This window comes from Enterococcus sp. 5B3_DIV0040, assembly GCF_002140755.1.
GTDB lineage: Bacteria > Bacillota > Bacilli > Lactobacillales > Enterococcaceae > Enterococcus_D > Enterococcus_D casseliflavus.
On record NZ_NGLC01000003.1, the window covers coordinates 95468 to 118669 of the forward strand.

General features: G+C 39.4%; 20 protein-coding genes. 13 read left to right on the top strand and 7 right to left on the bottom strand.

Annotation, left to right across the window (positions count from 1 at the left end; genetic code table 11):
* Window positions 1-573 (top strand): MucBP domain-containing protein (locus tag A5883_RS19605; protein WP_254907899.1); only part of this gene is annotated, 573 nt, incomplete at its 5' end.
* A gap of 104 nt (window positions 574-677) precedes the next feature.
* Here the strand turns inward: A5883_RS19605 and A5883_RS17675 are convergent.
* A complete protein-coding gene (locus tag A5883_RS17675; RefSeq protein ID WP_086339204.1) occupies window positions 678-1112 on the bottom strand; it encodes a hypothetical protein in 435 nt (144 codons plus the stop codon).
* A gap of 530 nt (window positions 1113-1642) precedes the next feature.
* Between A5883_RS17675 and A5883_RS17680 the strand changes: the two genes are divergently transcribed.
* Both A5883_RS17680 and A5883_RS17685 read left to right on the top strand, forming a co-directional pair.
* Window positions 1643-3145: a helix-turn-helix domain-containing protein gene (locus A5883_RS17680; RefSeq protein ID WP_086339205.1), complete on the top strand. Its 1503-nt coding sequence runs from the start codon at window positions 1643-1645 to the stop codon at window positions 3143-3145.
* Window positions 3146-3730: 585 nt separating this feature from the next.
* Entirely contained in the window at window positions 3731-5524 is a 1794-nt protein-coding gene (locus A5883_RS17685) for a mucin-binding protein (protein ID WP_086339206.1), read from the top strand.
* 210 nt (window positions 5525-5734) lie between these two features.
* Here the strand turns inward: A5883_RS17685 and A5883_RS17690 are convergent, their stop codons facing one another.
* The 3 genes from A5883_RS17690 to A5883_RS17700 form a co-directional block, all read right to left on the bottom strand.
* Window positions 5735-6085, bottom strand: coding sequence for a hypothetical protein (locus A5883_RS17690; protein ID WP_016610497.1), 351 nt, complete (start codon window positions 6083-6085; stop codon window positions 5735-5737).
* Complete coding sequence (locus A5883_RS17695; RefSeq protein ID WP_015509117.1) at window positions 6075-6314, bottom strand: helix-turn-helix transcriptional regulator; 240 nt, start codon at window positions 6312-6314, stop codon at window positions 6075-6077. The genes A5883_RS17690 and A5883_RS17695 overlap by 11 nt, the downstream gene beginning before the upstream one ends.
* A gap of 148 nt (window positions 6315-6462) precedes the next feature.
* Window positions 6463-6783, bottom strand: coding sequence for a DMT family transporter (locus A5883_RS17700; protein ID WP_086339208.1), 321 nt, complete (start codon window positions 6781-6783; stop codon window positions 6463-6465).
* A 380-nt stretch (window positions 6784-7163) separates the two neighbouring features.
* On the opposite strand from A5883_RS17700, the gene A5883_RS17705 reads away from it, so the two are divergent.
* The gene (locus A5883_RS17705) at window positions 7164-7754 is read left to right on the top strand and encodes a nucleotidyltransferase family protein (RefSeq protein WP_086339209.1); all 591 of its coding nucleotides are present in this window, start codon (window positions 7164-7166) and stop codon (window positions 7752-7754) included.
* Window positions 7755-8073: 319 nt separating this feature from the next.
* Window positions 8074-8502 (top strand): GNAT family N-acetyltransferase, encoded by a 429-nt coding sequence (locus A5883_RS17710; protein WP_086339210.1) that lies wholly within the window; start codon window positions 8074-8076, stop codon window positions 8500-8502.
* 84 nt (window positions 8503-8586) lie between these two features.
* Here A5883_RS17710 and A5883_RS17715 read toward each other — a convergent pair whose 3' ends face one another.
* On the bottom strand, window positions 8587-9414 hold the full coding sequence (locus A5883_RS17715; protein WP_086339211.1) for a LysR family transcriptional regulator: 828 nt from the start codon (window positions 9412-9414) through the stop codon (window positions 8587-8589).
* 150 nt (window positions 9415-9564) lie between these two features.
* Here A5883_RS17715 and A5883_RS17720 point away from each other — a divergent pair, with 150 nt between their 5' ends.
* The 5 genes from A5883_RS17720 to A5883_RS17740 all read left to right on the top strand — a co-directional run bounded on the left by A5883_RS17720 (window position 9565) and on the right by A5883_RS17740 (window position 14362).
* A complete protein-coding gene (locus A5883_RS17720) occupies window positions 9565-10533 on the top strand; it encodes a TDT family transporter (RefSeq protein ID WP_086339212.1) in 969 nt (322 codons plus the stop codon).
* 93 nt (window positions 10534-10626) lie between these two features.
* Window positions 10627-11586 (top strand): L-lactate dehydrogenase, encoded by a 960-nt coding sequence (locus tag A5883_RS17725; RefSeq protein ID WP_086339213.1) that lies wholly within the window; start codon window positions 10627-10629, stop codon window positions 11584-11586.
* A 318-nt stretch (window positions 11587-11904) separates the two neighbouring features.
* Window positions 11905-12981, top strand: coding sequence for an ABC transporter permease (locus A5883_RS17730; protein WP_086339214.1), 1077 nt, complete (start codon window positions 11905-11907; stop codon window positions 12979-12981).
* 5 nt (window positions 12982-12986) lie between these two features.
* The gene (locus A5883_RS17735) at window positions 12987-13688 is read left to right on the top strand and encodes an ABC transporter ATP-binding protein (protein ID WP_086294630.1); all 702 of its coding nucleotides are present in this window, start codon (window positions 12987-12989) and stop codon (window positions 13686-13688) included.
* A 47-nt stretch (window positions 13689-13735) separates the two neighbouring features.
* On the top strand, window positions 13736-14362 hold the full coding sequence (locus A5883_RS17740) for a TetR family transcriptional regulator (RefSeq protein ID WP_086339215.1): 627 nt from the start codon (window positions 13736-13738) through the stop codon (window positions 14360-14362).
* A 115-nt stretch (window positions 14363-14477) separates the two neighbouring features.
* On the opposite strand, the gene A5883_RS17745 is transcribed toward A5883_RS17740, so the two are convergent.
* Entirely contained in the window at window positions 14478-15905 is a 1428-nt protein-coding gene (locus A5883_RS17745; RefSeq protein ID WP_074934531.1) for an APC family permease, read from the bottom strand.
* 558 nt (window positions 15906-16463) lie between these two features.
* Window positions 16464-17003, bottom strand: a complete 540-nt coding sequence (locus A5883_RS17750) for a hypothetical protein (protein WP_074934532.1) — start codon at window positions 17001-17003, stop codon at window positions 16464-16466.
* Between the two features lie 140 nt (window positions 17004-17143).
* Here A5883_RS17750 and A5883_RS17755 point away from each other — a divergent pair, with 140 nt between their 5' ends.
* The 3 genes from A5883_RS17755 (at window position 17144) to A5883_RS17765 (ending at window position 23178) form a co-directional block, all read left to right on the top strand.
* Window positions 17144-19621, top strand: a complete 2478-nt coding sequence (locus tag A5883_RS17755) for a vitamin B12-dependent ribonucleotide reductase (protein ID WP_086339216.1) — start codon at window positions 17144-17146, stop codon at window positions 19619-19621.
* A gap of 87 nt (window positions 19622-19708) precedes the next feature.
* Complete coding sequence (locus tag A5883_RS17760; RefSeq protein ID WP_086339217.1) at window positions 19709-20098, top strand: DUF4430 domain-containing protein; 390 nt, start codon at window positions 19709-19711, stop codon at window positions 20096-20098.
* Window positions 20099-20403: 305 nt separating this feature from the next.
* Entirely contained in the window at window positions 20404-23178 is a 2775-nt protein-coding gene (locus A5883_RS17765) for a sigma 54-interacting transcriptional regulator (RefSeq protein ID WP_086339218.1), read from the top strand.
* Window positions 23179-23202 lie beyond the last annotated feature (24 nt).

Genomic DNA, 23202 nt, shown 5'->3' on the forward strand with positions numbered 1-23202 from the left:
CCCTATACAAGTGAAGCTAAAGCAATTAATGGGTGGTACGTTTCTCAAACACCAATTAACGCCAACGGGACTTACAGCGAAACAGCTCAAGAAGTCGTTTATGTCTATGAGCGAAGTGATGCAGCGCCAGTGACGGTCAAGTATGAAGATAAAGAAGGAAATCAATTAGCTGAACCAACGATCCTTAGTGGAAAAGTCGGCTTGTCTTATGAAAGCAACGCCAAAGAAATATCTGGCTGGCGGGTTTCAAAGACGCCTAAAAATGCAAAAGGTACCTTCAGTGATGCCGTCCAAGAAGTTATTTATGTTTACAGTGCTGATAAAGAGAATGAACCGGGAGAAGATTCAGGAGAAGATACACCAGAATCAGAAAACAAGACGCCGAAAGAAGAGAACGGGAATAGCTCAGGAAATAACAGCAAGCAAACAAACACACAAACCAAATCAAAAAATAAGTTGCCTGCAACAGGAGAACAACTTACAGGTCAACGAATCATGGGCTTTTTGGGAGTCATCACTGTTCTGATTTCTTTCGTAGTAATTTTGAGACGAAAAAGAAAAACTGAAAATTAAAAGCTATTTAATAGAGAGGAAAGAGTATCCAGAATTGATTATTTTCTGGATACTCTTTGTTTAACCCTATTTAAATATGAGCGAGAATATTAGATTTTTATCAGTTATCTTTCGAATGTTACGTTCTTGAATTCATCATTCAAGCCATCCCGATAGGCAATAGTCAAGACTAATTTTCCTGTTGTTTTGTCATAGTCTATCACGTTTAGTTCTAGAGAGAAGTTCTTAACATTGGCATCAATATAAGAAACAATTTCTTTTTCTTCCTCGCCGATTTTTATCGAAAGTGTACTTTCTCCTAATAAATTCGCCTCCTCCAGAGCTGATTTTGCTGAGCGAATTTCAGGCTGATAGAAGACAGTGTTTGTTTGAGTTAAATAGGTTCTATTTATTCGCAACGGAACGGTGATTTTTCCAAAGTCATTTGAGATAACGATCCTAGCTTTATTACTAGGGGAGAAAAAGACAGAGAGACCTATTAAAATTAGAACGAGAATACTAGCAACACTTGACCATACTATTTTTTTTGATATTTTCATTGATTTCAGTTCATTCAGCGAAGCATGAATAACTTTCCCCCATTCTTTTTAAATATCGTAAGAAGTTAGATTGATTATGGCGAAGATACTTTAAAAATGACTGTACTAATTTTCAATTTTATATAAGCGTAATTGATAGAAAGTAGAAGCTTTTGGAATTGTTGAAATGCTCAAAGGCTACCTAACTATTCGATTGTAAATACTCCTAAAAACCGAACCTCTTTTTATCGTAGCAAAATATACGATTTTTTACTTTTATTATTATAAAATAATTTTTTGATAAATATCGGTTTGGACTGTTTTGTCGTCTTAAACTAGCTGTTAGAAAGAGCAATGCTCTCCAGACGTAGTAACTCGTAGTTCTAAGTAGTTGTAGCCATGCTTTTGCTTATCCTAAATGATTCAGAAGGTGATAGTTTCAGAGATAACTTCTTATAAAATGAAATAAGTAATCAATGAATACACACTGAATGAAAATAGATCGTGAAAGGAGTATAATTACCTTAAAAATAAAGTTAAGAGGTATTAGTATGTATAAATTTCTTTTAACTAAATTAGACCAAGATGTTTATGAATTGTTTGCGCATTTTTTTGAGCAGGCTGTGGAGCGTGAAAAACTAAATATTCTTGCTGAAAAGACTAACTTATCAAAACGAAGAATCGTCTTAGTTTTTGAGCGAGCACTCGATTTGCAAACGGCATATCCTTATTTTGAGATTGCGTTGCATGAAGGTAGAGAGATGACGCTTTATTTTGCGCCCAATTTTCTTTTGTCTAAGCTTTATTCGGTCATGCTAGCAGAAAGTATGCCATTTCAAATTTTAGACAGACTCTTCAGTGATAAATATGTGTCGCTGGAAGAAACCGCCCAACAACATTATGTCAGCAATCGCACGGTTCAAAGAAAACTAAAGGAAGTAGAAACGATTCTTGAAAATTATCACATTCGATTGAACCTAAAAAGAAAACCGCTTTTTGTGGGCGAAGAATACCGCATTCGGCATTTTTTCCACATCATGTATTGGCAAATCTATGATGCAACGAACGCGCGTTATAGTGGATTGACGAAACAAAGTGTCAGTACATTGAAGAAAAAGTTGACAAGTTATCCCAGTTTTTATCGGGGGATTGATCAGGAGAAATTTGTTCAATTGCTGGCATTGAGTATTTATCGTTTTAAAAGAGGCTTTCCTGTAAAAGAGATTCCTCAAGAGATGAGGGAGATGAGGCATCTGACGATTTCCTTTGAAGAATTTAAAGAAGAGCTCATCAAGCCATTGCTAAGAGACAATTTGATTCTAAATGAGCTTCCAGAAACAGAATTTCTCTTCTTGTATTATATGTTTTCTGTCATGACGACGTACTTACCTGAAGAGATTCCTAGTCAGTTAACAATTGGGGAACATTTTTCTCCTCAAGCCATCGCTGCAGCAAGGCTATTTACGGAAACCGCCCAGAAAGTTTTTCTCGTTTCTGAAAGCAAGATTGATTATCTGTTGGTGAATGCCTTGAATATTCATTCGGTTTCGCTTCTTTTTGCATCGAAAAATAAGATCGATGCCTTTGGAAAAACAACAACAGACAAAGATTATCGTCGTGTCTTTCCTAAGATTTTTCCGCTTGTTCAGGAGATGTATCCATCGTTAGCGCAACAATCACCAATTTTTGCAACCATGTATGAAGCGAACAATCGCTTGCTTTTTCAATATAGTATGCTTCTTTCCCTGGTAGCGAAAATTGATCGTTCTACGGTTCGAATTTTTCACGAATCAAAATTCGGAAAAATCCAAGAAATCAGACAAAAGGAACGATTGAAACGCTGGTTCGGTTACACACTTTCATTTGTTTCCGAAAATCCCGATTTTGTCGTGACAGATTACCCCGTCAATCGGCAAGCCTTTATTGACCAAAACCCCAACGTCCAATTTTTTAAATGGAATAGTTTTCCAACGGGGGATCGCTGGCTTGAACTGATTGAAGCAGTTGAAAAATTCCAGAATGAGTTGCTCAAAGAAAAAGAGTCGAAGGAATAACCGTTTTCGTTTACTAAAAAATGCCAGAAGATTAAGACCGCATTACTTTTGTCAACCATGTATTTTTTTAGAAATCTATTCATTTTTTTATGACTGCAACAGAACTAGAACTACTCTCTCCATACGATGTTTTTCAATCGCAAGATGCGAAGGAAACAATAGTCATTTATCGTTAAGAGAAAGTTAGTTTAACTTCTTCTGTTGCAGTCTTTTTTTGATAATGTAGTGGTGAAGCAATGTGATTCAAGAATAGCGATTTTGGAAATAAGGGATCTGATAAGGCGTTCACAAATTTCTAAAATTCAATATACTTAGAAAGTATATTTATATTATTTCTCTACTCATTTTTCATAGAAAGAATTACTTTCTTTTTATTTCTATTTGCATAACGGATTTTGTATAACAGGACTTATTTTGTTTTTGCCAAGACATTTATTGACGCCTTTTCAATGAAAAACCGAGTGATAATACAGGCATAAGGAATGAGGACAACGAATAACCAACCAGCCGCTGGCAGTTGAGGACTTGTTTGTATCTGTAGAGTTAGACTGTTTTCATTCACTTAAATAGAAAGAGGTAAGAGTAATGAAAAAATCAAAGAAGCAAGAACTTTTATCACGTCTTATTGTCAGTTCCTCTATTTTTATCTTAGGAAGCCCAATTATAATGCAAGCAACTGTCAATATTCCAGCAGTGGCTGAAACATTCAGTACTCCAGAAACTGAGGAATCAACGATAGCTACAAGCGAAGCATTACTAGAACAACAAGAAATTATAGAGGAAGAAAAAGTACCTGCTGAGGAAACCAACACAACAGAACCTGAAGTAAGCAAAGAAACAACAGTTGCTGATGCGGAAAAAATGATAAACTATCCCATTAGTTCTATAGCCTCAGAAAACACACCAGTTAAGGTTCATTATGTTGATCTCAACGGCAATAGCTTAGCCAGTACTGTCACAATAGATGGCGCACCAACAGGTAAAGCCAATGCTTTTGGTGACTTCTCTTATGAGAAAGCTGTGGTTGATCCTAAAAATATTCAAGGGTACAGTTTAGTAAATGATCATAAGACATTACCAATTAACCAACTCCATCAATTGGAAGCCACTCTTTCATTAATGGGAGAATATGTGCTGAATCCTAATTTTATAGAAGATAAGATTATTTTTGCTACGAAGCAACTCAATGTACCTTATCCAGGATTCGCAGATAGATTCTATGATTTTGCTGGTAATATCGTGACAGATGGATCTGCGCCGTATGGAAGAGGCTACGGACAAACAGATGTCTATTACTTCTATGTACCAAATCAGCAAAAAGTGGTTTATAACGTGATTGATGATACTGATGGAAATATTTTAGAAGAAAATATTACTTTTGAGGATGGAGCAGCTGAAGCGAATCTAAATAAAAAACAAGCAGATTTACAAGCAATTGCAGAAGGATATTTACCAAAAGGATATGAAATCGTCTCTGTCGACTCCATTCCTAGTTTTTTTGACAAAGATGACATGAAAGATCAAGTTGTCAATATTCACTTGAAACATAGAACAGATGTCAAAGAAGAAACGAAAGAAGTCAAACAGACAATCTATTATGTTTATGAAGATGGCACGGAAGCAGCAGGCGATCAAAACGATAAGATCATCTTTACTCGCGATATAATCACAGATTTGGTTACTGGATTGTTCACCTATTCAGAGTGGGAAGCTAAAGATAATGATACAACATTTGATGAAGTAGCTAGTCCAGAAATTAAGAATTATATAGCTGATAAATCAATAGTTGATGAAGTGAATGGAGTAACGCCAGAGGACAGTTCTACCGAAATAACTGTCACTTACAAAGCTAGAATGAAAACCATAACAGAAACCAAAGAAGTCAAACAAACGATCCATTATGTTTACGAAGATGGTAAAGAAGCTTTACCAGACAAAGTAGATACAGTCTCTTTTACACGTACAGTGACAACGAATGAAGCAACAGGTGTTACAACATATGGAAAATGGCAAGCTAAAGATGACGATACAACCTTTGATGCGGTGAAGAGTGTGGAAATTGATGGTTATAAAGCTGATCTCGAAATAGTTAAAGAACAAACAGGAATGACAGCAGAAAATAAAGATTCAGAAATAACGGTTACTTATACAAAAAATACAACATACCCATCAACAGATTCTAGTGATTCTCCGACAAAATCGGGCGTTACCAAAGCACCGACAACAAAAGTGTCAGTAAAGCAATCAGCAGCAAATAAACAAAGCTTACCAAAAACTGGTGAACAAATAAATTCATACGTTTTATATAGTGGGGTCACGCTAATCACTGCAACATTGCTTGGTATTTTTGTGAAGCGTTCAAGACATAATGTGAAGTAACTCTAGAAAAAGATGAATAAATAAAAAGACTGAAATGGTTCCTTTATAAAAAGCTTCTCACAGGAATGATAGTCTGCAAGACTGCAGACGTTAATCGTATTTTGACTGTTATTGCAGTTTTTCTCTGAATAAAAAGTGAGTGATCTATGAACAGGTACTGATCACAGAAAACAAACTCGGCTCCCATCTTAAAGGGACCGAGTTTGTTTTTTATAAAAATTGTTTTCTATACTGATAAACCAAACTCAGCCCGCTCACTATAAAAGCCAGAGCATACTTGTAAAGGAAAAACTGATTCCACATGTAATCTTTTGGAAAGAGAATGTCTAAAAAGACGATCGTTAGCAGCATCGCATTCACGGAGATGTAATAAATTTTTTGCGAATGTTCATCTTCTTTGCCAATTTTTTTAGTGTAAACATAAACCAAAGCAATGCCAAAAATCAGTAAAAGCATACCGATACCTAGCAATAGGTTCCAGTTGGCATTAGAATATTCTGCCCAAGTTTTCAGACGGTAAAATAATGCGCTGGGAATATCTGAAAGTGATTTAATGACCATATTTCCTCTCTCCTTCTGTATAAGTAAATAAATCTGTGATGTCCACTTGAAAAACGTTCGCTAGACGATAGGCTAATAAAAGCGTTGGCGTATAGTTGCCTTTTTCCATGACAAAAATCGTTTGTTTTGAAACACCTACTTTGTCCGCAAGTTCTTGCTGAGTAAGCCTAGCTAACACCCGATATTCATATACTTTATTAGCAATAGAGTCGCCAAAATCTTCCTTCAAACGATCACCTCCCACAATCATTGTAAACCATAGTTTTATAAAAGTAAAGTTTAATTATACTAAAGCTAACTATATCTATACTGAAACTGAATGAATTGCCATAAAATAGCCGCCAGAAATGAACTGACGGCTGTTTTTTTAGATATCATCAATGTCCGCTGGTAAACTTGATGCCCAAAATCCCGACTATTAATAAAGCAACGAACACCCAAGTCAGAAGGGATAGCTGGTCTTTGAAGAACACGACGCCGATAATGATCGAACCAACTGCGCCTATCCCTGTCCAAACGGGGTAAGCAATACTTAATGGTAAGTTTTTTACCGCTAAAGCCAGGAAGCCAAAGCTGAAAATCATTCCGAGTAGTGTAGAGAGACTATACCAAAAGTGGGTAAACCCATTACTTAGCTTCATAGTCGAAGCCCATACTACTTCAAAAAAACCGCCTAAAAATAAATACATCCATGTCATATACTTTTTCCTCCTCAAAAAAAAATAAGCATCCAGTAAACTCTTCAAGGACCTAATGAGTTTACCAAACACTTCTATCACCCGGTGGTGGTTTGGATATTCAATTAATGTGACAATAAGAAAATCTTAGCTGAAAAGGGAGGGATTGTCAAATAAGTGGAAATTGTTGGTAACTATCGCTCTTTTGATTTTTAGTTGATAGTTGTCATTTTTTTCTATTGAAAGCAATTACTTTGAATAAAATGATACAATGTCTATAAGTAAAAAAAGCTTTGTCAGAGTCTAGTTAAATATACATTCTCATCTTATTTAGATGGTATAGAATCTCACAATTATTTTGAAAATTAGTTAAAAATAATCTTTAGGGAAGGAGAAGAACAATGTATCAGAATAAGAGTCTAGCTATTCAAGAAACGGTATTGATTGATATTTTGAAAAAAGATACTACTCTTTACAAGATCATTAAAGATGTCTCGGCTTTAGGTATTCCAAACCTTTATGTCGGCGGTGGAAGTATCACGCAGTCTGTATGGAATCATCTTTTTTCTAAGCCCATCGGTTACGGAATAAGTGATGTGGATATCGTTTATTTTGACACAGATTTGAGTCAAGAGAAAGAACGAATGGTACTAGAACAAATAGTGAAAACTACTAAACAAAATCAATATGCGCTGGATGTAAAGAATGAGGCAAGGGTGCACCTATGGTATGAAGAAGAATTCGGGTTTTCTATTCCCGCATATACCTCTACTGAAGAAGCGATCAGTACTTGGCCCAGTACTGCAACTTCGATCGGTGTTTTTTTCGATCAGGAAAGCAAGCTCCAGGTTTTTGCCCCTTATGGCATGTATGATCTCTTTTCTGGGATAGTAAGACCAAACAAAGCGATGATTTCCCGTGAAGTTTATGAAAAAAAGATTGAAAAATGGTGTTCGAAGTGGGCAGAACTTAATGTGATTGGCTGGCAGTAATGAATGCTTAGAAAAAAATTTTTTCGTTTTTTTATACTATAGCATTATCCGTCCCTATGCTCACTAAGCAATAACATATTGAATACTATTAGCTAATTTACACCTGACACCTCCCTTAAAAGATGTGTAATAGTCTCTCATTTGTTTCAGTAAGAAAGGGTGAAACAGACTGTTTGCCGTTTTTCATTCATTTCTTGTTTGAATCTCAGTTCGTGTACTTTTATCGTGTTTCACACTAGCAATGCAGAACGAGCGTTTCTTGACAAATAAGCATTCAAAAAATATAGTTAAGTCAAAAGCTGCAAGACAGGAGAATACTATGAAAATTAGAGCCGCAGCATTGTCTGATCGTAAAGAACTAGCTCACTTATCGAAGGTGCTAGGCTATCCAATCGAAGAAGAAGTATTGATCGAGGGTTTAAAGAGGATCATAGCTGAGGAGGACCATCTCTTGCTTGTTGCCGAAATAAAGGGTAAAGCAGTTGGGATGATTGAAGCACAGCCGTATTCAACAGTTTATTCTGCTGGGCAATTTTTTAATGTCTTAGGTTTGGTAGTGGATGATCAAGTGCAAAAGCAAGGCGTTGGCGGGAAACTACTGTCGGCAATTGAAGAAGAAGCCCGACAGCGAGGAATGCAAGGCATTCGATTAAATTCGAATGTTAAACGCCATGCTGCTCACAGGTTTTATGAAAACCATGGCTATCATAGCAGTCATGAACAGAAACGGTTTATCAAGGAATTATAAAAATACAAAGACGCTGGAGGAGTGACAAACGACACTCCAGCGTCTTTTTTTGTATTAACTTTAATTGGTTCAAAAGACTAATATTTATGGAATCAATGCCAACAACAGCCGTTTAATCTCCTCATACACCTCTCCGGTTTCCGGCGTCACACGTTGACGATTCTGAATGATAAAAAGATCACGATAGCGGTACTCTGGATCAAGTTCCTGCCAAGGCAACCCTTCTGGTAATGAAAGTTTCGAAATGATCGATTTGCCGATGTTTTGTTTTAATAGGGACAAAATCACTTCACTGTTATTGGCTTTGATGATTTGCGGATGCAGGTGCTGTGCGTACAGATAGGTTTCGTTAATGTAATACATCCCCGAGTCGTTTTCTCGCAAGACCCAAAAATCAGAAGCGATGTTGCCTGCTAACACCAATTCATCGCGATAAACGAATTCTTTTTGGATCAATGGCGAAACGATTGATTTTTCGATCAGGCCGATATGGGCTTTGTTTGATTCGACGGCATCGATCACTTCTTGCGAATTCATGATTTTGATTTCAAAGGCAAACGTTGGAAATTCTGCAATCAGCTGTGCCATGATGCTGGGCAGTAAGTAAACGGCGGTGGTATTCGAACAAGCGAGCACACACGCTGTTTTAAAATTTTTGGTGTCTTTGGCTTGCGAAAAAATAGTGGACAAAGAGCGGAGGGACTCGACCACACGAGGATACAAAAACTCCGCTTGGCTAGTGGGTAAAATCAATTGTTTTCCTTTACGTTCAAAAAGTTTGAAGCCAAGTTCCGCCTCTAATCGTTGGATTTGTAAGGAGATCGTTGGCTGAGTTTTATAGAGCCGTTTGGCGGCAAGACTAAAATTTCTCGTTTCATAAACAACAATGAAGGTTTTGAGCAATTCAATCATTTTGCGGACTCCTTTATTATTAATAAAATTTATAATTAGTATTTAAAAGTGCAATTTTACAAATAGTTATCAGGTGATTATAGTATAAGTGTAGAGAAAAAAGAAAGCAAATTTAATTGAAATTTTCATACGTTTAGAAAGGATGAGTTGATGAAAACATCGATCCAGCATTTTTTACATTCATTGCCAATCCCGATTTGCGGCTTGATTTTAGGCACTGTGTCTTTGGGGAATTTATTGTATTCAGAAGGAATGGAGACGGTTGGAAATGCGTTTTGCACCCTTGGTATTTTCATCATGGGGCTCTTCCTTCTGAAAGTATGCTTTACATTTAAGCACACGATGTCAGAGTTGCAAAACCCAATCGTTGCTTCGGTGGCGCCGACTTTTACGATGGCGCTGATGGTGATCTCCACTGTTTTTGAACGGGTCATTCCCAATGCAGTGGTGAATGATCTGCTCTGGTGGGGGGCTATCGGCTTACATTTTGCTTTAATGATCTATTTTGTTGTCGTGCATATTTTGCCTGTTGACCTTTCGCTGGAATACATTTATCCAAGCTGGTTTATTACCTTCGTCGGGATTGGCGTAATTCCCAATACTTCTGCTGTCTTTTTTAAAGAGCTAGGGGAAGTGATCGTCTGGATCGCATTGGTATTGTATTTTGCGCTTTTGCCGATTATTTTAAAGCGAGTCGTCCATCAAAAGCTGACGGAACGTGCGGCAGTTCCTTTGATCACGATTTTAACAGCACCAGGTTCTCTTTGCTTAGCAGGTTACCTTTCCGTATTTGAACAAGGCTCTGCTTGGTTTGTCGCCTTTATGCTGTTATTGTCACAAACGATTTATTTCTGTGTCGTCGCTTATATGAAAAACATGCTGGCAGTCGGGTTTTACCCAAGCTATGCGGCATTTACGTTTCCTCTTGTGATCTCGGCGACTGCAATGTTCAAATCAGCACTGTTTTTTGCAAATCACCCACTGATATTTGGGTTTCTACAAGCCTTAACGATTATTGAAACCAGCTTTGCCGTAATCGTCGTCAGCTATGTGTTAGGAAAATATGCTGTTCATTTGTATCAGCAAACCAAAGCGCTGATTGCCGGTCATAGTTACTAAGGAAGCACAAGAGATTATCTATTTTTTAAGAAAATGCGTACTCTACGCAAAACAATAGTACAAGTATTTGAAAAGAAAGGGAAGGGATCGCACATGAAAAGTACAAGCAGAAAAGTTGTCGTTGTCGGAACAGGTTTCGTTGGAACGAGCATTGCGTATTCCATGATCAATCAAGGACTGATCAATGAATTAGTCTTGATCGATGTCAATCGGGACAAAGCAGAAGGAGAAGCCCTCGATTTGTTAGACGGTATGTCATGGGGGCAAGAAAACATCAAAGTTTGGGCGGGAGAGTACTCGGAATGTAAAGATGCTGATATCGTCGTTATTACTGCAGGGATCAACCAAAAGCCAGGACAAACACGGCTTGAATTGATCGATGTGAACGCCGAAATTATGGCAAGCGTCACAAAACAAGTGATGGCTTCAGGCTTTGATGGCGTGCTTGTCATCGCTTCAAACCCAGTCGATGTCTTAACTTATCAAGCATGGCGTGTGTCAGGGTTGCCAGCCAATCGTGTCGTTGGTACGGGAACGACCCTCGATACCACAAGACTTCGAAAAGAAGTGGCGGCAAAATTAGCCATCGATCCACGGAATATTCATGGGTACATCATTGGGGAACACGGTGACTCGGAAGTCGCTGTCTGGTCCCATACAACGATCGGTGGGAAACCGATCGTAGAATTGATCAAGCAAAAGGATCGTTTGACCGTTGCCGATCTAGCGGTTCTTTCTGAACGAGTAAAAAATGCTGCCTATGAAATCATCGATCGAAAACAAGCAACTTTTTACGGGATAGGGATGAGTGTCGCAAGAATCGTTCGAGCGATCTTAAATGATGAGCAAGCGATTCTGCCGGTATCTTCCTACCTTAATGGGGAATATGGCATCAACGATTTATTCACAGGGGTTCCTGCAGTCGTGGATCAAAACGGCGTCCGCGAAATTATTGAATTGACGCTTACACCTGAGGAAAAACGGCAGTTTGATACTTCGTGTCATCAGTTACGAGCAGTAATTTCCACAATTGGACAAAGCAAAGTCAGCTGATCTCTAGAACACCAATAATGAAATCCTCGTGTTCGTTTTTGCCAAAGCATGGTTCGACTATTTACGGTCTGCCATGCTTTTTTTCATCTAGCAAAGAATGTTAAAAGGAAATGGCGTATTTTACGCGAAACGCCCAGTATTCAACTCTCTTTATTCACACTCCTTTAGGAAAAAACATCCTCAGTGAATGACAGAAAAAGAATGATCGATCAACCTTACAAACTTTCCGAGATGTATAAAGTGACAAAGTGTCACTTTATGTGGTATTCTTCAAAAAGTGACACTTTGTCAATATTTGGAAAGTAGGAGGAAAGAACAATGTTTCTGGCTATAAAAGAAATGCGTTATTCAAAATTAAGATATGGGCTGATCGTAGGAATCATGTTTTTGATCGCCTATGTTGTTTTTATATTGTCTGGGTTAGCAACGGGACTTAACTGGGATTTTAAAAAGGCCATCGTCGACTGGGATTCATCCGCGATCGTTTTATCAGAAGATGCGAATGACACATTTGCGGCTTCGCAATTGACGAGAGGGGATCTAGACCGTGTAGCAGGGACTCAAAAAGCCCCGATTGGTTTATATAGCAGTGTCATCACGGTCAATGATGAACAAGTCAATGTGACTGTTTTTGGTACACAAGACGATGCGTTCTTGTTACCAGAAGTCTTAGAGGGCAAGCTGTTTTCAAAAGAAAATGAGATCACGATTTCAGAAAACTTAGCAGAAGAAGGTATCAAGGTCGGGGATCAAGTGAAAATCGGGCGTTCAGATGAAACCTTCAAAGTCGTTGGGATCACCCCAGAAACGTCTTATACGGTGTCACCAGTGATTTATACTTCCCTGGATACTTGGACGAAAATGAAGTTTGCTAATCAACCATTTCCATCTGACAAGGAGCAGCCCATCAATATCATTGTGACCAAATCAAGTGATCCGAAAGTCGATAACCAAGAAGGAACCCAGCTCAAAGTGTTGGCAACGGAAGACTTTATTGAAAAGCTTCCTGGATTTTCTGCCCAAAACTTGACCTTAAATGCCATGATCTACTTCTTGTTTGTTGTTGCAACGGCAATCGTGGGGATTTTCATGTATGTGATCACCCTACAAAAAACGGCGATTTTTGGTGTGATGAAAGCCCAAGGGATTCGGACCAGCTTTATTGCCAAATCAATTATTGCGCAAGCATTTATGGTCGGTGTGATCGGGGTAGCCCTAGCCTTTGCGGCGGCATACGGCACCAGCTTGTTTTTACCAGATGCCATGCCATTTTTCTTTGAATTAAAGCAATGGCTGCTTTATAGCGGCATCTTGATTCTCGTGGCAGTTCTAGGCGGCTTATTCTCCATTCGGACGGTCACAAAAGTCGATCCAATTACGGCAATAGGAGGGTAACAAAGATGAAAGACATTTTAGTAATGAAGGATATTATAAAAAAATTTGGCAAGCAGCATACCGAAGTAACGGCATTAAAAGGACTGAATTTTCATGTTCAAGAAGGGGAGTTTGTCAGTATCATCGGTCCTTCTGGTTCAGGAAAAAGTACCTTTTTGACCATCGCTGGCGGCTTACAAAGTCCAACATCGGGAGAGATCATTATCAACCAGGTGAACTTTTCCCAATTAAATGAAAAGCAACGAGGAAAGTTACGTTTTAAAGAGATTGGGTTTATCTTGCAAAGCTCGAATTTGATCCCTTTTTTAACGGTAAAGGAACAATTTTATTTGGTCGACAAAGTTTCAAGAAAAGCCAAGGAAAAGGAAAGGATTGATGAATTGCTTGCTTCATTAGATATTCTCGATCTTCAAGACAAGTTTCCCCGCGATTTATCTGGTGGGGAACGTCAACGAGTAGCGATCGGCCGGGCGTTGTTTAATGACCCAAGCTTGATTTTGGCGGATGAACCAACTGCCAGCTTAGACACCGATCATGCGTATGAAGTCGTGAAGTTATTGGTGAAAGAAGCGCATGAGAAAAAGAAAGCGACAGTCATGGTCACCCACGACGAGCGAATGATCCAATGGAGTGATCGCATTTTCCGAATGGAAGATGGCAATCTGATCGAACAAAACGCCCCGTCAAGAGAAACTGCACAAGTCTGAGTGGAAAAGTAGAGGGATTTGTTTATAATAGAGGGAGTAGATTGCGAATGATGGAGGAGAATCCCTTGCCAAGTACAACATTTTTTCATTTAAAACAAGCGAAAAAAGAAAAAATCGATGCCGTGCTTTTAGAAGAATTCTTCAGCAAGCACATCAGTCAAGTCAAGGTCTCTGCCATCGTCGAAAAGTCGCACATTTCTAGAGGGGCGTTTTACAAGTACTTTCAAAACTTAGAAGATGCCTATGACTATGCGATCGCCGACTATTCAAACCAAATCCATTCTGCGATTTTTACGTTTATCAATCGCAACAAAAATGATTTTTTCAAAGGGATCGAAGAATACTTGGCTTGGTGCAGTCAATGGTCACCTGAAGATGATCATTGGAAAATGATCCACTTATGTACCCAAAGCAATGCCTGGACGAAGCGCGATGCGATCCCTGACGATTCGCCCATGATTCGCCAGTGGTTGGAGCTGTTGGAAGAAAATCGCTTCACGATCCATGATACGCAAGAAGCCGTCAGTTTCCTTTACTTTATTATGGCGGTCGTGATGGATAGTCTGACAGATTTTATTTCGAATGAATGGACCGCAAAAGAGCTGATCAAAGATTTTCGCTATAAGGTGCAATGGATCAAGTATGGAATCAAAGAGGAAAATGACGAAGAATGAACGCTTCGGCAAGAGGATGGAGCAAATGCCTCGCACGGCGGAAAAGTTCATATATAAGGAAAGAGGTGCCCGACAACCGAAATAGTTGTCGGACACCTCTTTTTTGAGGGAATGATTATTTTTTATTTACACGTTTCGCAATGATCGGCAAGATCAAGCCAATCAAAAGAAAGGCGATTGGCGTAATGATATTTAAGGCCAATTGGAAGAACCAAGCTTGCGGATCTGCCGCATAATCAAGTTTAGGAACCATCCCTAAAATGCAGGCAAAGGCCGTGAACAAGAAGCACCATAAGCCGATCCCAAAGCCAACCTTGGTGTTTTTCACGAATTTATAATCGGAAGTAAAGCGATTGGCGTGTTTGTTGACTAGCATAAAGGCTAAGAAGACCCATAAGTAACGCAATGGCATGACAACTGAATTCAAGTTCAGCAACCAACGATACAGTTCGGTCATATTGCCGATTCCTAGTGCTGGAATAATGATCAAAATGCTGACTAGGATACCAGTCATAATATACCCATTCATTGGTGTTCCTTTTTTGTTTAGTTTTGCTAAGCCATTTGGTACAAATTCTGAATCAGCATCAGACAATAATATTTTCAATGGGGCATCAATTGAAAATGCCAACGCAGAAATTTGCGCTAACGCATTGGCGATGGAATAAAGAATGACAAAGAAATTGCCGATTCCGTAGAAGTTTCCTAGTCGTTGAAAGGCTTCATAAGCGCCGTTGACCATCAAATCTTCTGGAATATGATTGGCATCAAAAAGCATCCCCATAGCAATCGAGCCGAGCAAGGCACATAACGCCACCATACCGGCTAAAAAGATCATGCCTTTTGGAAATTCTTTGGCAGGATTTTTTGTGTTATTTACGTAAGGCGAGATTTTTTCACAGCCACCTACCGCAAATACCAGCATCGAGATCGTGGTTAAATAGGTAAAGTCAAATTTAGGGATATAGGTTGAAACAGATGACATGTTTGGTGTAGCAATTTCAGCACCAGTCATTGCTGGAGCAGTGACTGCTAAAAGAATAAAAAGAATCGACATCACGAACATGGCTGTTCCGGCGATGTTCCCAATCATTTTTAAGGTCGTCAATCCTTTAGAGGCAATCCATAAAAAGAATAGAAAAATAGCTAAACAAATCAATGAGACTTCCATGGAGCCCATCGTTGATACAAATGTACCATTTCCTTTAAATAACCAACTCAATGACACTAAGATTCCTTGGGGTTTTTGTGCCAAATAAGGCACGTGAACGACCCAATAAGTCCAAGCAGCAAAAAAAGCCAACCGCTTTGTTGAGGTTTCTTTGATCCATGAGGAAACCCCACCACTTGACTCTTTGAAGGTTGATCCTAACTGACCAACACTTAATGCATAGGGTACAAAATAAAGAGCCATAATTAATAGCCACGAAACAACAACAGTCAACCCTTGTTGAGCGTAGTTGTTTACAACATTTCCCAGTCCCCAAACAGAGACGAACGCCATCAGCGCAATATTATACCAGCGTAATTGTTTCTCATTCATCGCTTTCTCCTTCTTAAAATGATTTTTCTGACTGGTTAAAATAGAGCGTTTTTTGAAATTTAGTGAGAAAAAAATTTCTTTCCATAAGCGCTTGATCACGATCAAGTTTCTTATGCACTTTTTCACAAATGTCAAAGGTCAAATTGAATAAAAAATTTCACTTGCTTCTTTTTTATCCAGTCGTTGATTTTCCATAGTTAGGATAAACCTCTGAATTCTTTTGGTCAAGAAAAATTAAATTGTTATTTAAAAAAAATAATAAATTTCTGATGATAGCAAAAGCAAACATCATCATTCATTAATAATCTGAAAGGAATCCAACTACATTCGGTCAAGGGCATGGATGAAAGAGGAATCGTTTCATTTAAATGGATGGACGCATAAAGATGGAAGAAACCCTTTCGAAAGGCTTTTCGCTGGTGCTTTTTGGATAGTTTTTAAGCAAAGTAAGTAGGAGAGTAGTCGTAGTTTTTTTGGTTTTCTAAGAAAAATTTTACGCGAACATTCTTTCAAAGAAACACGAAATCAAAGTTAGCCGAATGCTTCGTTCCATCGAAATCACTCGTTTTTTTTCGCCAATTTATAGGAAGTGGGTGTTATTCGCTCAAATACTGGCGATAAAAGCAGATAAAAGACGAAGTTTCCACTGGCATGGAAGAAATCGAACAGTAGTCCTTGAAGGTAATAGGCAAGAAACGAAGGAAACTGATAAAGCCAAACCTCCATCAACGAAACGATCAAGCCATAAAGAAGTCCGCAAAGAAAGGCAAAGAAAGCTTGCAAGAAGCGGTTTTTCTTGATGATCGGTATTTTTCCAATCTGATGAAAAAGAACGATGGTGACAGTAAGTGCAGCCAATTGACTGATCGTCCAGGGACCCATGCCTAGATAGATATTTGTTCCGAGCAAACTTAATAAGGCAATCATCAACGCATCAGATAAACGGTAAGAAAAAGCCATTAAAAATAAAAGGGCACTCATAGGCTGAATGTTAGGGATAAAGACAAAAACTAACCGTCCAACGATACAAGCCGCAGTGATCAGTGCTAAATGAGAAATTCTTTGGATGGAAAATATCTTGGTTTGGGGAGGAAGCATGAGAATCGCCGTCTTTCTAATTGATAATCATTCTCATTATACATGGAAAATAATAAAATTCAAGATTGAAATACACATTATATAGTACGATAATTAAAAACGAGCACAATATGTTGTGTTTTAGAAGGCGAGGGAAAGAAATGGAATACAAAAAACAAACGATTGAGAATTTGAACGAGGATATCAAGTTGTTCCAAGAAGTTTCGGCGATTACACCAGAAATGACCCAAACATTTGAGGGAATCGCTCGTTTGATTATGCTGGATCGTTATTCATACAAGGATCAAACCCATCATACATTGCGTAAGGATGATTTGGTGATTTTGACAACGAAAGCTGATCCTAAATATCCTGCAAGAGGAATCGGTGTTGTGAAAGCAATCGATGGGGAACTAGTCTCTATCGAAGTGGAAGAGGCCTATCGCTCAGCGTTAGAAGATATTGATGAACAAGCAAATGGACTTGTTAAAAGAAGAAAAAGTGACATTGAAAAACCATTAGAACTCTTTTTTGAGCAAGTGGCGCATCGTGTAGCCAAAGGGATTTCTGCCAACGAGTCCCATGACCAGGAGCGCTTCTTCGAGGCGTTTTACCAACAAATCGTAGCGCAAAACCTAATTCCCGCAGGCAGAGTACTTTATGGAGCAGGAACAAATTCTCAAGTTACCTACTTCAATTGCTTTGTGATGCCTTTCATCCATGATTCCCGAAAAGGGATTGCTGTTCATCGACAAGAAGTTATGGAAATCATGAGTCGAGGTGGCGGGGTCGGAACCAATGGGTCGACCTTGCGACCAAAATCAAGTGTGGTCCACGGTGTCAGTGGTCGGTCTTCTGGGGCAGTTTCTTGGTTGAATGATTTGGCAAACTTGACGAACCTTGTCGAACAAGGAGGTAGCCGCCGTGGAGCGCAGATGATTATGATGGCAGATTGGCATCCAGATATTTTTGCGTTTATTCTTTCTAAAATTCAAAATCCTGCTGTATTGCTTCACCTAAAAAAAACAATCACAAATGCGACGATCAAACAACTGATCAATGAAAAACTGCAATTTGACCCTCTGACAAAAATGGAAGAAAGAATGTTCACTTATCTAGCACAACTGCCTGAATCGTCAGATAAGGAACATAATGACATGATCCAAAAGGCAAAAGAAAAATTGCGCATAGGTGGCAGCTATACGGTGAAAGAAAGTGATTTCTTAACTGGCGCGAATATCTCAGTCTGCTTGACAGAAGAATTCATGGAAGCAGTGAAGACAGATGGGTGGTATGAGCTACGCTTTCCAGATATCGACAATTATTCAGAAGCAGAGATGGCGCAATATGATGCAAAGTGGGCTGAAGTCGGGGATGTGCGAGAATGGGCAGCTGCTGGTCATAAAGTCAAAACCTATCAAAGGATCAAAGCTCGTGAGTTATGGGAGTTGATTACTTTTTGTGCAACGTATTCTGCTGAGCCAGGTATTTTCTTTATCGATAATGCCAACAAGATGACGAATGCTACAGCATACGGACAAAAAGTCGTGGCAACCAATCCGTGCGGTGAACAGCCCCTAACCCCTTATGCGGTCTGTAACTTGGCAGCCATCAATCTCGCAAACATGGCGGATCACCAAAAGGGCACCGTTGATTTTGCCAAACTAAAAGAAACCGTGAAAACAGCGGTTCGTTTCCAAGACAATGTTATTGACGTAACGCCTTACTTTTTTGACAAAAATGAGCAGCAGGCGAAAGGGGAAAGACGTGTTGGATTAGGGATCATGGGCTTGGCAGATTTATTGATCTACTGCGGGAAAAAATACGGATCGGCAGAAGGAAATCAATTCGTTGATCAAATTTTCGAGGCAATGGCAGTCACTGCCTATGAGGCATCCATTGAATTGGCGAAAGAAAAAGGCAGCTTTCCCTTCCTGATTGGAAAAAATGACCAAGAGACGCAAGCGTTGCGGAAGAAATTTATCGATACAGGATACATGAAAAAAATGCCAGCGCACATCCGCGAAGGCGTGCTGCGATTCGGTATTCGCAACTCTCATCTTTTGACTGTTGCGCCAACAGGATCGACAGGCACGATGACGGGAGTTTCAACTGGTTTAGAACCTTACTACTCCTTTTCTTATTTTAGAAGCGGTCGACTAGGTAAGTTTATTGAAATCAATGCGGAAATCGTTGACGAATACCTGATGGATCATCCTGAACGAACCAAAGCGGAGTTGCCGGCATGGTTCATTTCCGCTATGGAGTTGACGCCCGAAGAGCATGTCGGTGTGCAATGTACCATACAACGCTGGGTGGATAGCTCCATTTCAAAAACGGTCAATGCACCAAAAGGATATACAGTAAGCCAAGTAGCCAAGGTTTATCGAGATCTTTATGAAGGAGGAGCCAAAGGAGGGACCGTCTATGTAGACGGCAGCCGAGATTCACAAGTACTTACCTTAGAAGCGGTTGAAAATGAGCTGACCGCACAAGTTGAACCGCTGTCTGTCGTTCAAGTAGATGAACCCGTCGCCTCTGGTGAAATCTGTCCCATCTGCCATGAGGGAACCATTGAGGAAATCGGCGGCTGCAGTACCTGCACAAACTGTAAAATCCAATTAAAATGCGGGCTCTAAGAAAAAACGAGATTGATAAAATAACTCTTATCCGCATACTGGATAGAAAAACGATTAGTATTTTGACTATTGGAGAGGAAGAAATAGATGAAAAAAGTATTTGTCGTATTCATGCTAGTGAGCACACTACTTGTCGCTACAGGATGCCAACAGGCAAGTGTAACGCCAGAAAGCACGCAGCAAAGTTCCTTGAAGCAAGAACAAGGAACAGCTACGATCGTCATCCAAAATCAAGAAGCTGTGACCTCAAAAGAAGTAACGTTCCGAGAAAATGAGTCGCTGCTGGAAGTAATGAAAGAAAACTTTGCGATCAAAGAAAAAGATGGCTTTATCACCTCTATTGACGGCATCAGTCAAGATCAAAAAGCCAATCTATTTTGGGTCTATACCGTCAATGACGAAATGACCGATAAAGGGGCACAAGCTTTGTTTTTAAAGAACAATGACAACATCACATTTGATTTGAAAGCATTCTGATTTGGCGGGACTACGAGCCTCTGCTAGTACAATGGTAAAGAGTTAGGGGGAAAGAAAAGAGGTGAATAGCGCAATCATATTGAAATTAATAATTTTTAGCAAATAGAAATGAATCAGAACGAATGATAGAAATATTATCTATTGGTCGTAGAAGTATTATTTATAAAAAATAAAAAGCGGCAGCCATTACTTAGGATGCTGCTTTTTGCGTGTTTTGAAAAAACGATCAATCTACTACAAGTTGTCTAGCTTCTCTGATCTTTTTAAGATATGATAATCAGATAAAGAGGACAAGGAGAACGGCGATGAAGGAACAATTACTTGCTTACTTACAAAATCAAACAGCTTTTTTCTCTACCGAAAATGTAAGCGATGTCTTTACTGCGAAGGATATTGCTGAGAAGTTTTCAGTCAAGAGAAACACGATCAGTCACTATTTAAATCAGTTAACGGAAGAAGGTCGACTAGTCAAAATTGCGACCCGGCCAGTGTATTTTTTCCATAAGCAGGCATTTGAAATCCAAAATTATCCTTTAACAAAAAACGTATATGATAGTCTGGCTGCTGTGGCGGCAGAAAAGCCCTTTTTTGATCAAAAAGAAGATTTTTTTTCCAGTGTGATCGGCAGCAAAGGCAGTCTAGCAGAAGTCATTGAACAGATCAAGATGGCAGCTTTCTATCCAAATGGCGGACTTCCCTTCTTGCTGACGGGAGAAAGTGGAACTGGGAAGAGTTTTCTTGTAAAAATGTTCCATCATTATTGTGTGGCAAATGAATTATTAGACAGCGATGCTCCGTTGATCACGATCAATTGCGCGCAGTATGCCAACAATCAAGAGTTATTGACGAGCAATTTATTTGGACATGTGAAAGGTGCCTTCACTGGGGCAGAAGAAGATCGTGGCGGTGCATTTGAAGCAGCAAACGGCGGGGTCCTCTTCCTCGATGAAGTTCATCGACTGAATGCAGAAGGTCAGGAAAAATTATTCACTTTTCTAGACCAAGGCGTCATTTATCGAATGGGGGATACGGGGCGGTCGATCCCATTGGATTGTCGGCTAGTGTTTGCAACAACCGAAGATCTGAAACAAACATTTCTAACAACCTTTTTGCGACGAATCCCGATTCAAGCAACACTGCCCGCTTTGGAAGAACGGACAATTTCCGAACGGAAACAGCTGATCTTGCAAGCATTCTTTGACGAGCAAAAACGCATCGGCTTACCATTGGAGCTCTCGCCCCAAGTGATCGAAATATTAACGACTAGTCATTTTTCTGGGAATGTCGGCGAATTGAAAAGTACGATCAAAATTATTACAGCCAAAAGCTATACAGCCAGTCTAAAACGGGAAGTAAAAAAAATAGCGGTCACTGTGTATCATTTACCAGAACAGTTATTGCAATTGACAGAGGAACCCAATGAATTAGCGATGATGCAGCCGATCCTTATTGATGGACAAACTCAAATTCAGCAGCTGACTGCGGAAAGTGAGCCAGAACAGCAAAAGATCATTCAAACGTATGAACAGATCTTGCTCAATTATGTCCAAGCGGGACAGGACTTTTCAGCAGCTGCCTCGCCTATTTCTAAAGTGATTGAAAGACTGTTTGAAAATTTATTGTTTGACCATAAGCAGGAACAAAAGCAGCGGACAATGATTTTTGTGACAGAGCATGTCCAGCGAATGATGGAGCAAATCGAGCATTCTTTCCAAATCAGCTTTAACGGCAGTATGGTTTATACGATTAGTTATTATTTGTGGTTGCGCAGGAATGTGGAGTGGCTGCCAGATGATCAAGATAAACTTTTATTGACAGAAAACCTGTTGAAAAGTGTTAAGAAGCATTATTCTACAAGTGATCGCTACACCGAAAATCTGATAGGCTTAGTGCAAAACGCATTGGATATTGAGCTAACGAGTATGGACCGAATCATTTTTACGCTTTATATCAATGATATGGGGTATTCCAAAGAATCGCTGCTTCCACGAAGCATCATAGTGGCCCATGGCTATGCAACCGCCAGCAGTATCGCAAACGTCGCCAACCGCTTACTGAATGAATCGGTTTTTCAGTCTTTCGATATGCCCTTAGAGGTCACTCCTAAGCAAATTGCGGAAAGGGTCACCGCATATATTCAGAAAAACGATGTATCTAATGGACTCGTTGTCTTATTCGACATGGGTTCTTTGAAAGAAGTCTATCAATATATTCCAGAATTGACGGTACCGATCGTCATGATGAACAATGTAACGACAAGTGTAGCCATCGCTGTTGGAGAATGTATTCAGCAGAAGATTTCGTTTAGGGAGATTCCAGAACGGGTAAGTGATTACCACCAAAACGAATGGGAAATCATTCTTCCGAAATTGAAAAAAGAGAAAGTTGTTATTACAACTTGTTCAACAGGTCTTGGAACCGCCGTACAAATCTCAAATTTATTAGAGAAGAGTATTCCTGATCAGTTGAAGATTCGGATTCTTCCTTATGAATTCAACCATTTGGAAAATAGTGAACAGGTGAAGCAGACATTGACTTCCTATGACATTGTTGGTGTTGTGGGAACCAATAGACCTCGCCAAGAGCTGGCTCCCTTTATTTCTTTAGAAGAACTGATTTCGGGTGCTGGAACAGAGAAACTGTTAAGTTGGTTGAAGGAAGAATTGGATGAAGAGATGATCGCATACGTGAACAATCAATTAGTAAGAAACTTTTCTTTGGATCGAGTCATTCAATCAGTGACGATTCTAGACACTGAAAAAGTGATTTCCCAAATGGAATTGTTTGTGGGGGAACTGGAGCGCATGCTGCAGCAGCGGATCGCCAATGATCGCAAACTTGCGTTGTTTGTCCATACGAGTTGCTTAATTGAACGTCTTATTCGAAACGAAGCCATTGAGCATTATCATGCCAGCGACACATTACTCCAGTGTCATGAAAAGCAGCTGAATGAGATCAAAAAAGCGTTTAGTGTCATTGAAAAGGTTTACAGTGTCGGAATACCTGAATCTGAAGTTTGTTATATCTACGATGTTTTATTCGGAAATACGGATTCCTCAATGGATGAAGCAGATTTTTAAGCGATAAGAAAAGCGTGCCGCTAT